5 protein-coding genes are annotated in these 13,637 nt (G+C 65.0%); all 5 read right to left on the reverse strand.

What is annotated here, in order from left to right; translation table 11 throughout:
• The coding region (locus QZY07_RS15785) for a CHASE domain-containing protein (protein ID WP_295404707.1) at positions 1-1,497 on the reverse strand (1,497 nt) is incomplete at its 3' end.
• A gap of 141 nt (positions 1,498-1,638) precedes the next feature.
• Positions 1,639-4,728 carry an EAL domain-containing protein gene (locus QZY07_RS15790; protein WP_295404710.1) on the reverse strand — a complete coding sequence of 1,030 codons (3,090 nt, stop codon included), beginning with the start codon at positions 4,726-4,728 and terminating at the stop codon, positions 1,639-1,641.
• A 92-nt stretch (positions 4,729-4,820) separates the two neighbouring features.
• A complete protein-coding gene (locus QZY07_RS15795; RefSeq protein WP_295404713.1) occupies positions 4,821-7,856 on the reverse strand; it encodes a chemotaxis protein CheB in 3,036 nt (1,011 codons plus the stop codon).
• A gap of 41 nt (positions 7,857-7,897) precedes the next feature.
• Positions 7,898-8,803 (reverse strand): diguanylate cyclase, encoded by a 906-nt coding sequence (locus QZY07_RS15800; protein WP_295404716.1) that lies wholly within the window; start codon positions 8,801-8,803, stop codon positions 7,898-7,900.
• A gap of 84 nt (positions 8,804-8,887) precedes the next feature.
• Entirely contained in the window at positions 8,888-13,480 is a 4,593-nt protein-coding gene (locus tag QZY07_RS15805) for a response regulator (protein ID WP_295404719.1), read from the reverse strand.
• Positions 13,481-13,637 lie beyond the last annotated feature (157 nt).

Below are 13,637 nucleotides of genomic sequence, written 5' to 3' on the forward strand. Positions count from 1 at the left end.
GATCATGATGCCTTCGCTGGCATGGGTGAACACGCTGGCGGCCAATCGCAGGCGGGATTCAGCCTGTTTGCGATCGGTGATATCGACGTTAAAGCCTTGAAAGTGCCTAAATTCTCCGTTGCGGTCAAAAATCGGGACCGCATGGCACCAAAAATCGCGGTACCCCCCCCCGGTGTTGCGGAGCCGAAAGTAGTTGTCGTGTGCGGCCTTGGCTGCGTAGGCGGCTTGCCAGACAGCACCCGCGCTGGCCAGGTCGTCAGGATGGACGAATGTCGCCCACGTTTCTATCGTCAGTTCTTGATCCGTCCGGAGGCCGGTGAAATCGTAGTAAGCCTTGTTGAGGTAACTGTATCGGGTGCCATCGAATGCCCAAATGTGAATACTGGCGTTGTCGAGCACATCGGCAAGCGCCTGACGGCTTTCTTCCAACGACTGCTCGCGCCGCTGGAGCCTGTCGGCCAGATGGTTGGCGATGCGGATATTGGCGCGCGTGTTGACCACCGACAGCATCAGGCCGAACAGCAGGCCACTGAGAGCCAGCCCGCCGCTCAGGGTGGCCCAGGCCCAGGCATCGCGCATCCCGGACGCCGGTGAGGTTTGCTCGAAGACCAGCAGCCAGCGCTGGCCGTTGAAATCGAGCTGCCGTAACTGCTGGAGTCGCGCGGGAGAGGCGTGTGCCTGCCGCCCTCCCCGGCTGTCGAACAGCCGCGTCTCGGGCGTCGCCAGGGCACCGTCGTGGATGCGCAGATTGATCGACTGGCCTTCGTGATGCGTCCAATCGCCCAAAATCCCGCTCATGAGATCGTTCATCCGGTAGGGGCTGTACGACCAGCCGAAGATGGCCGCCCGTCGTTGCTCGACGGTCTCCAGGGGCCAGCCGTTGCGATAGACGGGGACGAACATGAGGGTTCCCGCCTGCACCTCGGCGGCGGTCTCCTGCACCAGCTTGACCTTGCCGGACAAGGCCGCCTCGCCGGTATCGCGCGCCTGTTCCAGGGCTGCCCGTCGCACCGGATCGGAAAGCATGTCATAGCCGAAGGCGCGCAGATTGCGGTCGCGAAACGGCTCCAGATAAATGATCGCGGTATAGCTGGCGCGTTCGCCCGGCGGAGACACGCAATAGTCGGGAAAGCCTTCCGCGCGGATGCGGGCGACATGGCTGGCGAGCTGATCCGGCGCGATCACTTGCGCAAACCCGATTCCCTGCACGCCGGGCAGGCTGTCCTGCGCCCGCAGGGTTTCGACATAGCGCCGCCACTCTTGACGGTCGACCATTCCCGACGCCGCGAACAGTGCCGCGCCGCCGCGCAAAATCAGCGCATAGGCGCCGAGACGCTCGCGGATCTTCAGGGTCACCTGGTCGCAGTCGAAGGCGAACTGACGCACGGCGTCCGCCTCGATCCCCTGCTTGACTTGAACGCTGACCACGAGCGTCGCCACGAGTCCGCAACCGAGCGCCACCCAGGCGAGCCAAGATTCTTTAGACGTTATCTGCATGAGCGGCCCGATTGCTGTTTTTCAGGGTGATCTCCGTGAAAGCCGTCGGGGCGAATGAATTCGCCCCTGCATCCGAGCAACCAACGCGGCGAATGAATTCGCCCCGACAGAGCGGCGGCCTGCATTCTGGTTTTCAGAAAATCACCCCCGGTCCCGTGCCCAGTCCTTCAGCCCTTCCAGCAAGGTGTGGCTCAGGTCATGGAGTTCTCCCAGTCTGGCCAGGGCCTGCGGATTCCGGCCGCGCGCGCGCAGTTCCAGCAGCTCGCCCACCATTCCATGCACCTGCTGGTGCAGGGCATCGATGCGCTGGAAGCCGGGATCCGCGCCATCGCCCGACACCGTCTCGGCCTGTAACCAGGCCGCGAAACGGCATTGGCGCGCATTCAGCGGCGGGTGCGGCGGTACGCCGTCCGCGCTCTTGAGATGAGACTCGACGGCGGCAATCCAGGCACGGTGCTCGACGCAGGCAGACAGCAAGGGTCGATGCTCGCGGCGCGCGGCCGGCAGTTCGGCCCAATGGGTCGGGATCCGCCAGGCGGCCAGCCAGCCGGGCAGTTCATGGGCCGGCATGGGACGCGCGATGCCGAAGCCCTGAGCCAGGTCGCAGCCGAGTCTCAGCAGCATCTCGCCATGCTCCAGGGTCTCGACCCCCTCGGCGATGACCTGACGATGGAAGGCGTCAGCCAGACTCAGGACGCTCTCGACGATGGCCAGATCCTCCGGGTCATTGAGCATATCGCACACGAAGCTCCGGTCGATCTTGAGTTGGGTGACCGCCAGGCGCTTCAGATAGGTCAGCGAGGAATAGCCGGTGCCAAAGTCATCCAGGGCAAAACTCACCCCCAGCTCGCGGCAGGCATCGATCACCTGGGAGATGCGAACCAGATCCTCCAGCGCGCTGGTTTCCAGTACCTCCAGCGAGAGAGCGGATGGCGCGACCTCGGGGCGCTCCGCCAGCAGGGCGCGCAAGCGTGCGACGAAATCCGCCTGCTGTAACTGACGGGCGCCGACATTGACGCTCACCGGAAGATCCAGGCCGAGCGCCCGCCAGGCGTCGATCTGTGCGAGGGCGGTCTTGATGACCCACTCGCCAAGCGCGACCGCCAGCGGGTGATCCTCGATCGCCGGCAGGAAGCTCGCCGGGGCCAGCAGACCGCGTTGCGGGTGCCGCCAGCGGATCAGGGCCTCGGCGCCGATGACCGTCCCGGTGCGCAGGTTGACCTTGGGCTGGTAATCGAGCACGAACTCACCCGCGGCCAGGGCGTGGCGGATTTGCTCCAGGTGTTCGTGATGGCCACGGATGTGTTGGTCCAGTTCCGTGTCGAAGAGATAAAAGCGATTTTTGCCGGACTGCTTGGCCTGATACATGGCCTGATCGGCCTGACGCAGCAGGAGATCCCCATCGACCGCGCCCGCCTGCGGGTAGAAGGTGACGCCGACGCTGGCCGACACCTGCGCGATGAGATCGCCGATCCGCATCGGCTCGGCGACGCTGGCGAGCAGACGGTTGAGCAGCGGCACGCTGTCCTCGAGGTCGCCGAGGTCGATCAGCACGATGACGAATTCGTCGCCGCCCAGACGCGCGAGGGTGTCGCCTTCGCGCAGCATCCCCTGCATCCGCGCCGCCTCGGCGATCAACACCTGGTCGCCCGCCGCGTGTCCGTGACGGTCGTTGATGACCTTGAAGCCGTCCAGGTCGAGATAGACCACCGCCATGTGCTGTCCCCGCCGCTGCGTCTGCGCCATCGCCTGATGCAGACGGTCGGCCAGCAGCACGCGGTTGGGCAGCGCGGTCAGCGCGTCATACTGAGCATGGTGTTCGAGCAGCCGTTGATGCTCCTTGACCAGGGTGATGTCGGAGAACAGGGCGACATAGTGCTGGGTGTCGCCCTGGGCGTCGCACACCGCACTGATGCTTTGCAGCACGGCGTACAACTCGCCGTTCTTGCGTCGGTTCCAGAGTTCGCCGCTCCAGTGGCCGGTGTCGAGCAGCGCGCGCCACAGCGCCGCGTAGAACGCCGAATCCTGAAGGCCCGAGCCGAGCAGGCGTGGATTGCGGCCCAGCACTTCCTCGCGGGCGTAACTGGTGATGCGGGTAAAGGCGTCATTGACGTCAATGATCGTCCCATCGGCGGTGGCGATCATGATGCCTTCGCTGGCATGGGTGAACACGCTGGCGGCCAATCGCAGGCTGGATTCAGCCTGCTTGCGCTCGGTGATATCGACGTTAAAGCCTTGAAAGTGCTTAAATTCTCCGTTGCGGTCAAAAATCGGGACCGCATGGCACCAAAAATCGCGGTACTCCCCCCCAACGTGACGCAGCCGAAAATAGTTGTCGTGCGTGGCCTTGGCTGCGTAGGCGGCTTGCCAGACAGCGCCCGCGCTGGCCTGGTCGTCGGGATGGACGAATGTCGCCCAGGTCTCTAACGTCAGTGCTCGATCCGTCCGGAGGCCGGTGAAATCGTAGTAAGCCTTGTTGAGATAACTGTACCGGGTGCCATCGAATGCCCAAATGTGAATACTGGCGTTGTCGAGCACATCGGCAAACGCCTGACGGCTTTCTTCCAACGCCTGCTCGCGCCGCTGGAGCGTGTCGGTCAGCGTTTGGAGCCGGTTCAGCGCCTCTTCCCGTGACGCTTCGATGGCCTTGCGCGCGGTGATGTCGCTGATCGCGAGCCGGCAGACGGGCGCGCCGTCTTCCGCCTGGGCAACGGTTTCCGTCAGTTGCACCCAGACGAGTGCGCCATTCGGCTTGACCAGGCGCAGTTCGCATTCCTGGGGTTCGTCCGTCTCCAAGAGACGTTTCCGATGCAGGTAGTACCAGTCTTGATCGTCCTTGACGATGAAGCGGGAGAGCGGCTCCTTGATCAGCGCGCTTTTCGGCATCGCCAACAGCGCCGCCGCGGTGAGGTTAACCTCCAGGATCAGCCCGGCCTCGGAGAGCGTGCAATAGCCCACCGGCGCCAGCTCGTAAAGGTCGAAATAGCGCGCCCGCCCGGTGGCGATCTCCACCTGCGCCCGGCGCAGTTCCTTGTTCTGCATCGTCAGCTCGATCTGATGCACCTGCAGTTCGTGGAACGCGCGCTGGATGTCCTTGGGCGCGAGGGCCGCGAGTTCTTCCAGCGAGCGTTCCGCGTCGCTCCCGATGCGCGCCTCGGCCTGCTGGCGCAGCTTTTGCGCCGCGTTCGCGTCTGGGGTGTCGTGCTCGGGTCGCTGATCCTGGGTCGTCATCTGGCTCCCTCGCTGGGTGATCGACATCGAATGTCATACCGGACGTCGAGGCGGGTTTAAAACCCGCCCCTACGCAAAGCCATGACAGGATATCAGGTGCGCAGGCGAGCGTCGCTCCCGGATCGGTTCGCCCGTTCCGTGGTGGCGATCGCGTACATCTTCCCCGCCTCGTCGATCAAGGCGGTCGCGGTCAGCCAGACGTCCAGGAGCGCCCCCTCTTTCGTCATCCGCTGGGTCCGAAATGGCTCCAGAATTTCCGCCTGGCTCAGTCGGTGGACGTTGGCCAGGGCGTCCTCACGCAACCCCTCCGGGATGCGGTCGCGGACGTTCATCCGCAGCGCCTCGGCCTCGTTCCAGCCAAACATCCGCTCCGCGCCGGGGTTCCAGGCCAGGATGCGGCCATTTAGATCCTGCACGGTGATGGCGTCATGCGCGTCGCGCACCACCACGGCGAGACGCAGCAGATCCGCAGATTGCCGCAGCGCCTCGCGGGCCTGCACGATTTCGGTGAGATCGACGAAGGTGAGCACCGCGCCCTCGATCACGTTGTCGAGCGTGCGGTAGGGATGGATGCGCATCCGGTACCAGACGCCCGCCGTGGTCTGGACATCGAGTTCCTTCGGGATCAGGGTATCCAGCACCGATTGAGTATCCGCTACCAGACGATCGTAGCCCACTAGATTGGACAGAATGTGGCCCACCGGCCGACCGATATCGCTCAGAATCAGGTTGATGATCTGGGTCGCGTCGGGGGTGAAGCGCAGGATGCGCAGTCGATGGTCGACAAAGACGGTGCCGATGCCGGTGCCGGCCAGCAGGTTGTTCATGTCGTTGTTGGTGCGCGACAGGTCGACCACCTTGGTTTGCAGCTCGGCGTTGACCGTGGACAGTTCTTCGTTGACCGATTGCAATTCCTCCTTGGAGGTTTCCAGTTCCTCGTTGGTGGACTGCAATTCCTCGTTGACCGACTGCATTTCCTCGTTCGAGGATTTCAGCTCCTCGTTGATGGTCTCCAGCTCCTCGTTGGAAGACTGGAGATATTCTTCCTTGGACCGCAGTTCCTCCTTGAGTTCGGCAATGCGCACGTCGGCGTCCATGCCGGAATCCTCCGACCCGTCGGCGCGCGCGGTCGCCGGTTCGTCCGCGACGGCTCGCGCCGGCTCCAGGACGACCAGGTACAGGGGCTCCTCGCACGTCGTGGCGGGGCCGTGCGTCACCGGACGGACGAGCAGGTTGACGCGGGTGAAATCGCCGTTGGTTTTCACGCGCACCCCCACGCGGCGCACGGTTTCCCGGTTCGCCGCCGCCTGGCGCAGGGCGGTGGTCAGGTCGGGCCGCAGCCCCTCGCGCGCCATTTTGAGGAGATTGCTGACGTCGGTTTCGCCGGGGGGCGGTTCCAGATAGAGACCGGTACGCCCGTGCAAATAAAGGACGTCGCCCCGCGCGTTGACCAGCGCGGCGGACGGGACGACCTCTTGCAGCAGCGTCTGTTCGGTCAGGTCGCGCAGCGGCAGTGTCATCGAGAAGGGCGCGGTTCCGGCCACCCGAGGGAACGCCGGCTTGCCGGCGGTCAGGGGCGGCACGAACCGCTCCAGGGGCAGGCGCCGCGCATAGCCATCGTCCTTGCGGCGATAGAGCTTCAGCTTGCGGTCCAGCACCTCGAACAGATCGGGAAAGTCGCCCACCGTCTCGGAGTTGCCCAGAAAGAGAAAACCGCCGGGATTCAGGGCGTAGTGGAAGAGCGGAAACAGCTTTTTCTGCAAATCCCCGTCGAGATAGATGAGCAGGTTACGGCAACTGATGAGGTCGAGCTTGGAGAACGGCGGATCCTTGATCAGGCTGTGTTCGGAAAAAACCAGCAGGTCGCGAACGCCTTTGTGGATGCGATAGATGTCGCCGCCGGGCTCGGCGGTGAAAAAGCGCGCGAGGCGCTCCGCCGAGAGGTCGGTGGCGATGCTGGCCGGATAGAGCCCGATGCGGGCGGTGGCGATCGCCAGGGCGTCGATGTCGGTGGCGAAGACCTGCACCTTGAAGCGCTGCCGCATCGCCTCCTGACGTTCGGCGAGCAGAATGGCGAGCGAATAGGCTTCCTCGCCGGTGGAGCAGCCCACCGACCAGACGCGGATCGCGACCTCCGCCGACTTGCCGGCAAAGAGTTTGGGGATCACCGTTTCCTCAAGCGCCTGGAAGGCGGCGGGGTCACGGAAAAAATTGGTGACGCCGATCAGCAGATCGCGAAAGAGCGCGTCCGACTCGGCGGGCATCTGCCGCAGATACTGCGCATAGTCATCGAGGGTGGCGAGCTGATGGACGGCCATGCGCCGCTCGATGCGGCGCTGGATGGTGCTCCGTTTGTACTGGGAGAAGTCGTGGCCGGTCTGGGCACGCAGCAGGACGAAGATCTTGCTCAGACCATTGCCGCTCTGAATTGACGAGACCGCGCCCGGCTGCGGCGGGCGTCCGAAGGCATGGACCGCGTAGGCGATGAGCTGGGCGGGCATCTCGGCCGCTGGCAGCTCGTAGTCCACCAGTCCGGTGGCGATGGCGCTGCGCGGCATCCCGTCGTATTCGGTGGATTCGGGGGTCTGGGCCATGACCATGCCGCCCTCGCCCTTGATCGCCCGCACGCCCAGGGTGCCGTCGCTGCCGGTGCCCGAGAGCACGATCCCGATCGCGCGCGCGCGCTGGTCCTGGGCCAGCGAGCGAAAAAAGAAATCGATCGGCAGGCGCCGGCCGCGCGGGGCGGCGGGCTCCAGGAGTTGCAGCGCGCCGTTGAGAAAGGCCATGTCGCGGTTGGGCGGGATGATGTAGGCGCAGTTGGGCCGCACCACCATCCCATCCTCGACCTCGGACACCTGCATCCGGGTATAGCGGCGGATGAGATCGCTGAGGATGCTTTTGTGGTCCGGGGCCAGGTGCTGCACCAGCACAAAAGCCATCCCCGGATCGTCCTCAGCCGGCATGCCGGAAAAGAAGGCTTCAAAGGCCGCCAGCCCCCCGGCGGAGGCGCCGATGCCGACGATGGGGAAACCGTCCGGGGCTTGCTCGGGCGTCGCCGTCGCCGTCTCCGGGGCGGCGTCGGGCTTAACGTCACGCGGTGTTGGCGTGGCCTGCGCTTTCTGCTTCATCCCGTCTATTTCCTGTGATTGGAACCGCATGGATTGCGTGATTACCCCTCGGCCAGACACACGCGATTGCGTCCCTCGTGTTTGGCCCGATACAGGGCAGTATCGGCCGCCATGAGCATGGCGTCCACATCCTCGCCGGCTTTCCAGAGCTTGACCCCAGCGCTGAAGGTGATGGGCACCTGACCCGCTTTGGTGGAGACCGGACGCTCCGCGATGGCCGACAGCAAACGCTGATAGAGCGTCCTGACATCGAGTTCTTGAATGCGTGGCGTGATCACCACGAACTCCTCTCCGCCGAAACGGCCCAGGTAGTCATAGGGTCTGAGATTGCTTTCCAGGGTCCAGGCGAAGCGGCAGAGCACTTCATCGCCCACCGTATGACCGTAGGTATCGTTGACCAGCTTGAAATGGTCGATGTCGCAAATCCCGACGGCCAGACCCTCGGGGTGCCGCCGCTCTCGGGACAGTTGACGCGCGAGCGCGTCCAGGATGGCCCGGCGGTTCAACACGCCGGTCAGCGGATCGTGCGTGGCCTCGTGCGCCAGCGCGTCGCGCGCGGCGAGAAACTTGGACTGCATTTCGACCAGGCGTCGACCGACCTCGATGCGCGCGCCCAGTTCGCCGGGATCGAACGGCTTGGCCAGGTAATCGTCGGCCCCGCCATCCAGCCCGGCGACGATGTCGGCCTTTGCCCCCTTGGCGGTCAGCATGATGAGGTACGGCGGCTGGTCGGTCGGCAGCGCGCGCACGCGCCGCACGACCTCCAGCCCATCCAGCTCCGGCATCATCCAGTCGAGAATGGCCAGGGCCGGCGCGTCGGGATGCTTCAAGACCTCCCAGGCAGCGGCGCCGTTGACGGTCTCGATGACGTCATGACCGATCTTCCTCAACATGCCCGCCAACACCACGCGGGAGGTCACATCGTCTTCAGCGATCAGGATGCGCATCGCCACCTCCTCCAATTCAATGACTCGATGCCCGCGTCGCCAGCACGCCTGGCGGCGATGCGCGGACACTTGTGGCTAAAGTGGCTAAAAAGACGCGCGATCATACAACTCCCGGTCAGCCAAGAGCGCAAAATCCTGAACCATCGCTTGCCTCAACCCGTCGAACTCCGTTTCCAGTTCGACCAGACGGTCTCTGGCCGCGTTCAACTCTCCGGCCTTGGCCGCCTGCTCCATCGCGAAGGCCACCGCCCGCAAGCGTTGACCGCCCACCGTGGCCGACGCGCCCTTGATGGTATGCGCCTGCCGCTCGGCGCCGGGGGCGTCTCCGACCTCCAGGTCGCCCCGGAGCGCCGCGATCTGTCGTGGCAGATCGGCCAGAAAACCCTCGACCACCGTGCGGGCCAGGTTCTCGTCGCCCATCAGCCGGGACAAGAAATCCGCCCGGTCGAACGCCGGTACCTCCGGTGCCGGAACGGAGCGCGCGGCGGTTTCCTCGGCGGCTGCCGATGCCGCAGGCGTCGCGGCGGGCGATTCGCTGGGCAACCAGCGCGCGAGCACCACCGCCAGGAGCGCGGGAGAAACCGGCTTGGAGACATAATCGCTCATCCCCGCGTCCCGACACTGCTCCTGATCGCCCCGCATGGCGCCGGCGGTCATGGCGATAATCGGCAGACCATGATGCCGGACGGCGGACGCCGGATCGCGAATGATCCGCGTGGCCTCCAGTCCGTCCATGACGGGCATCTGCACGTCCATCAGCACCAGGTCGTAGGGAATCGTCGTCAGCGCATGCACGGCTTCCGCGCCGTTTGCCACGGCGTCGGCGTGCAACCCCATTTTTTGCAGAATGCCCAAGGCGACCTGCTGATTGGTGATGTTGTCCTCGACAAGCAGAATGCGCGCCGCGCGCCCGGCGAACAGATTGCGGGTCTCGCGCGCCCGGTGGCGCGTGGCGATTGGCCGCGGACTCGCCGCCAGGGCGACTGGATCGGCCAGTGCCAGCAACAGCACCGCCTGCAACTCTTCGTGCCGAATCGGCTTGGTGGCATAGGCCGCGAATCCGAGCTCCTGGAAACGCCGGGCGTCGCCGCGCATGCCCAGCGAGGTCAGGATGACCATCCGGGTGTCGGCAAGGCGCGGGTCCGCCTTGATGCTGCGGCCCAGGGTCTCGCCATCCATGTCGGGCATCTGCATGTCGATCACGGCCAGGCGGAAAGGATCCTGCTCGTCCAGCGCGGCGGCGAGACGCTGGAGCGCCTCGGGGCCGTCGCGTGCCTCCGCCGGGCGCATGCCCCAGGCGGTCAGGCGCGTGGTCAGGATGTCGCGATTGGTGGCGTTGTCGTCGACGATCAGGACAGGCACGCCAAACAGACTCTCCGGCAAGGACACCGGGGCATTCGCCGACTCGGGTTGCTTGGCCAGACGCGCCGTGAACCAGAACTCCGAGCCCTGGCCTGCCGCGCTGTTGACGCCGATCTCGCCACCCATCAGCGTGGCCAACTGTTTGGAAATCGCCAGGCCGAGACCGGTGCCGCCGTATTGCCGCGTGGTGGAGGCGTCGACCTGAGTGAACTTGTCGAACAGCAGTCCCAGTTTATCCTCGGGGATGCCGATCCCCGTGTCGCGGACCGCAAAGCGCAGCAGGACAGCGTTCGCCTGCTCCTCCAGAACCGACACCCGGACCGACACCTCGCCGCTGGGGGTGAACTTAATGGCGTTGCCGGCCAGATTGGTCAGGATCTGGCGCAAACGGCCGGGGTCGCCCCGTAGAAACGCCGGAACCTCGGGATCGGCGGCACAGAGAAATTCGAGCCCCTTGTCCTGGGCGCGCACGGCCAGCGTCGCGGCAAAGTCCTCCAGCGAACTCGACAGATCGAAGTCCAGTTCTTCCAGGTCGAGCTTGCCCGCCTCGATCTTGGAAAAGTCGAGGATGTCGTTGATCAGACGCAGCAGGGATTCGCCGCTGGCCCGCACGACCTCGGCAAAATGGCGCTGCTCGTCGTTGAGCTCCGTCTCCAGCAGCAGACCGATCATGCCGATGACCCCGTTCATGGGCGTGCGGATTTCGTGGCTCATGTTGGCCAGAAACTCGCTCTTGGCGATATTGGCCAGCTCGGCCCTGGCCGCCTGCTCCTGGGCGAACGCGGTCTGTCGCGCCAGATGTTCGTTCAGCCGCTCCGCCTCTTCCTTGGCCCGACGCAGGGCGTCGTCGGCCCGCTTGCGCTCGGTGATGTCGGTATGCGACCCGGCCATCCGGAAGGGATTGCCGGCCTCGTCGCGAATCGCCGCCCCGCGAGCATGGATCCAGCGATCGCTGCCATCCTTGTGCCGCAGCCGAAACTGGATGTCGTAGTGTTGGAGCGAGGCGTGCAGATAGTGCTCGACATAGGCCATCACCGCCGGTTTATCGTCGGGATGCAACAGGTCTTCAAAGGTCGCGAAGACGTTGCTCAGTTCCTCGTCCCGGTAGCCGAGTTGGGCCTTCCACTGGGGCGAGAGGAAGAGGCTGTTATCGCGCAGATCCCAATCCCAGAGGCCGTCGTTGGAGCCCCGCACGGCCAGTTCATACTGTTCCCGGCTCGCCCGCAGGTCCGCCTGCTGGCCGAGAATATCGCGATCGGCGCGGCGTAACAGCACCAGGATCATGCCCAGGATCACCGCGAGCAACACCCCGCTCGTCGCGCCGCCCAGCGTCAGCAGGCGCGCGAAGGCGTCCTGTTCGGCACGGCTATCGCGCATGATCAGGAGGTCGCCAACCTCGTTGCCCGCGGCGTCGGACAGGGGCGCCACGGACACCCGCCAGGGGTTCCCGTCGAAGACGATCTCGCGGTTCGATTCGTCGTGAGCATGGCCGCCCTCGGGGGCGTGGTTGGCAAAGGGCGCGAAGGCATCGGGCAGATGGCCCTGAGAGGCGTGGATCAACACGCTGTCGGGCAAACGCTCCCAGTCGGCCTCGCGTCCGAGCAGGCGCATCCCTTCTTCCCAGGTCCGACGGTCGAGAAATTTCTTGCGAATCGACACGGCCAGTTGGCTGCCGGAACGCAGATGGAGCGATTGGAGCACCTCCTCGATCTCCTTGCCCAACTCGACATAACCGACGAGCGTGCCCGCGTCGAAGACCGGCTGAACCACCCGCAAGGTCAAGGTGCCCAGTGGCCCAAGCTCCAGACCCGAGGCGGTACGTCCGCTGCGCTCGGCCTCCAGCGCGGTGAAGCGATCGATGCGGTCGCCGAATTTCTCCGGCTTGTGAACGCGCAGCAGACAGACGCGGTGACGGTCGAAAAAATAGAAATGCGTGAGATGGTAATCCCGGTGCAGCGTCCGATAGAGAGGGCTCCAGTCGGCGAGGAGTCGCGCGCGATCCTGCTCGCCCGCGTGCTGACCCATGGCCGCGCGCACCCTGGCGTCCGCCGCGATGGGCTGGATGGCCGCGGCCAGACCGGCGGCCTGCTGCTCCAGACTCGCCCGCAGGTCGCCGGACACCTGGGCGAGCGTATTGGCGGTGGTCACGTTTTGCTGCTGCCGATGTTGCTGCCACAGCAACGCGGCCGCGCCCGCCATCAAGAGCAGCACCATTGCCGTCAGTGGCGGCAACAGACGCCGCAGCACCGGTTTGGGCCGTGAATCGATCCGGCGCCTGGAGACCAGCGCGGTCGTCAGGCCGATCAGTAACACCAGCATCAGCCCCACCGGAATGGCCGCGCGCGCGGCCAGCGTCCAGCGCCAGTCGCGCGCGTCGATCGTCATCCCCAGAACGGCCAGCATCTCGCCGGTGCCTTGATAGGCGCCGGCGCAAAGGATCAGATCGTCCACCCGTTCGACATAGGTGGTCTTGGGCTGGAGTTTGCGGGTGGTGGGATTGACATAGCGATAATCGACCCAGCCGCTGCCCGCGGAGAGGGCGATCCGCTGGATCTCCCGCCGGAAGAACGTCCCCCCGGACCAGTCCTTCTGATCGATCAGGTTGCGGCCAACCAGTTCCGGTTTGACCGGATGCGCCAGCATGGTCATCTCGGAATCGTAGACAAACGCATAGAGGCTGCCCTGTCGAAAGGCGCCGTGCGGGTCGTTCGCTTCCCGGATGAAACGCTCCCTGCCCTGTTCGCGGTAAAAGTCCGCGGCCTTGCGCACCATGGCCTGGGCATCGGCCGGCGTGACGAGGTCGGAAAGGCCCTTCGCGGTATCCTGGATCGGCACCCAGGCCGAGATCCAGGTGCCCCAACCGTCGGTCATCGGGCCTTCCACCAACTCGATCTTGTCATCGAAGACCGCGAGCAGACCGGTCGAGGCATCCTCGTACACTTGCCCTGGCGGAGCATCGCCCGCCGTTTCGCTGTCCACGAAGAAAAACACATCCCCGTCGGGCTTGCGGCCCATGAGAGAGGCAAACCGGAATTGCGGGTTGGCCGAGCGAACGGCGATCATCTGTTCCTTGAGCCGCAGGTAATCGGGATTATTCAGATCCGCCGCCGTGCCGGTGAGCGCCTGGAGGCCCGCGACATTCACCGTCCGCGCCACCAGGCGGATTTGCTTGAGCAGATCCTCGCGCAGCTCGCGATCGGCGCGCAGCACGGTCCACCAAGAGAAGAGCGCCCCAATGATCACGATCGTCACGACCGCGCCAGTCATCCAGGGAACCCCGGTCCGACTGAGACCCCTCGCGTACACTTTACTCATTTTCACTCACTGACTATGACCTCGACTTTGGCCATTTTCGCGTCCGGGGACACGCCATCCGTTCGTGCCGAAAGCGGCGCCGGGATGAGCAGGCCATGCCCGATGAACTGGCGGCAGAGGGGCGGGAGCGGTATCGTCTGATGTCGACTAATACCCC

This window comes from uncultured Thiocystis sp., assembly GCF_903866365.1.
Taxonomy (GTDB): domain Bacteria; phylum Pseudomonadota; class Gammaproteobacteria; order Chromatiales; family Chromatiaceae; genus Chromatium.

Excerpts from the sequence above, each read along its gene's own strand:
- QZY07_RS15790 (WP_295404710.1), bottom strand. The coding sequence starts at position 4,728 with ATGACGACCCAGGATCAGCGACCCGAGCACGACACCCCAGACGCGAAC.
- QZY07_RS15795 (WP_295404713.1), bottom strand. The coding sequence starts at position 7,856 with ATGAAGCAGAAAGCGCAGGCCACGCCAACACCGCGTGACGTTAAGCCC.
- QZY07_RS15800 (WP_295404716.1), bottom strand. The coding sequence starts at position 8,803 with ATGCGCATCCTGATCGCTGAAGACGATGTGACCTCCCGCGTGGTGTTG.
- QZY07_RS15805 (WP_295404719.1), bottom strand. The coding sequence starts at position 13,480 with ATGAGTAAAGTGTACGCGAGGGGTCTCAGTCGGACCGGGGTTCCCTGG.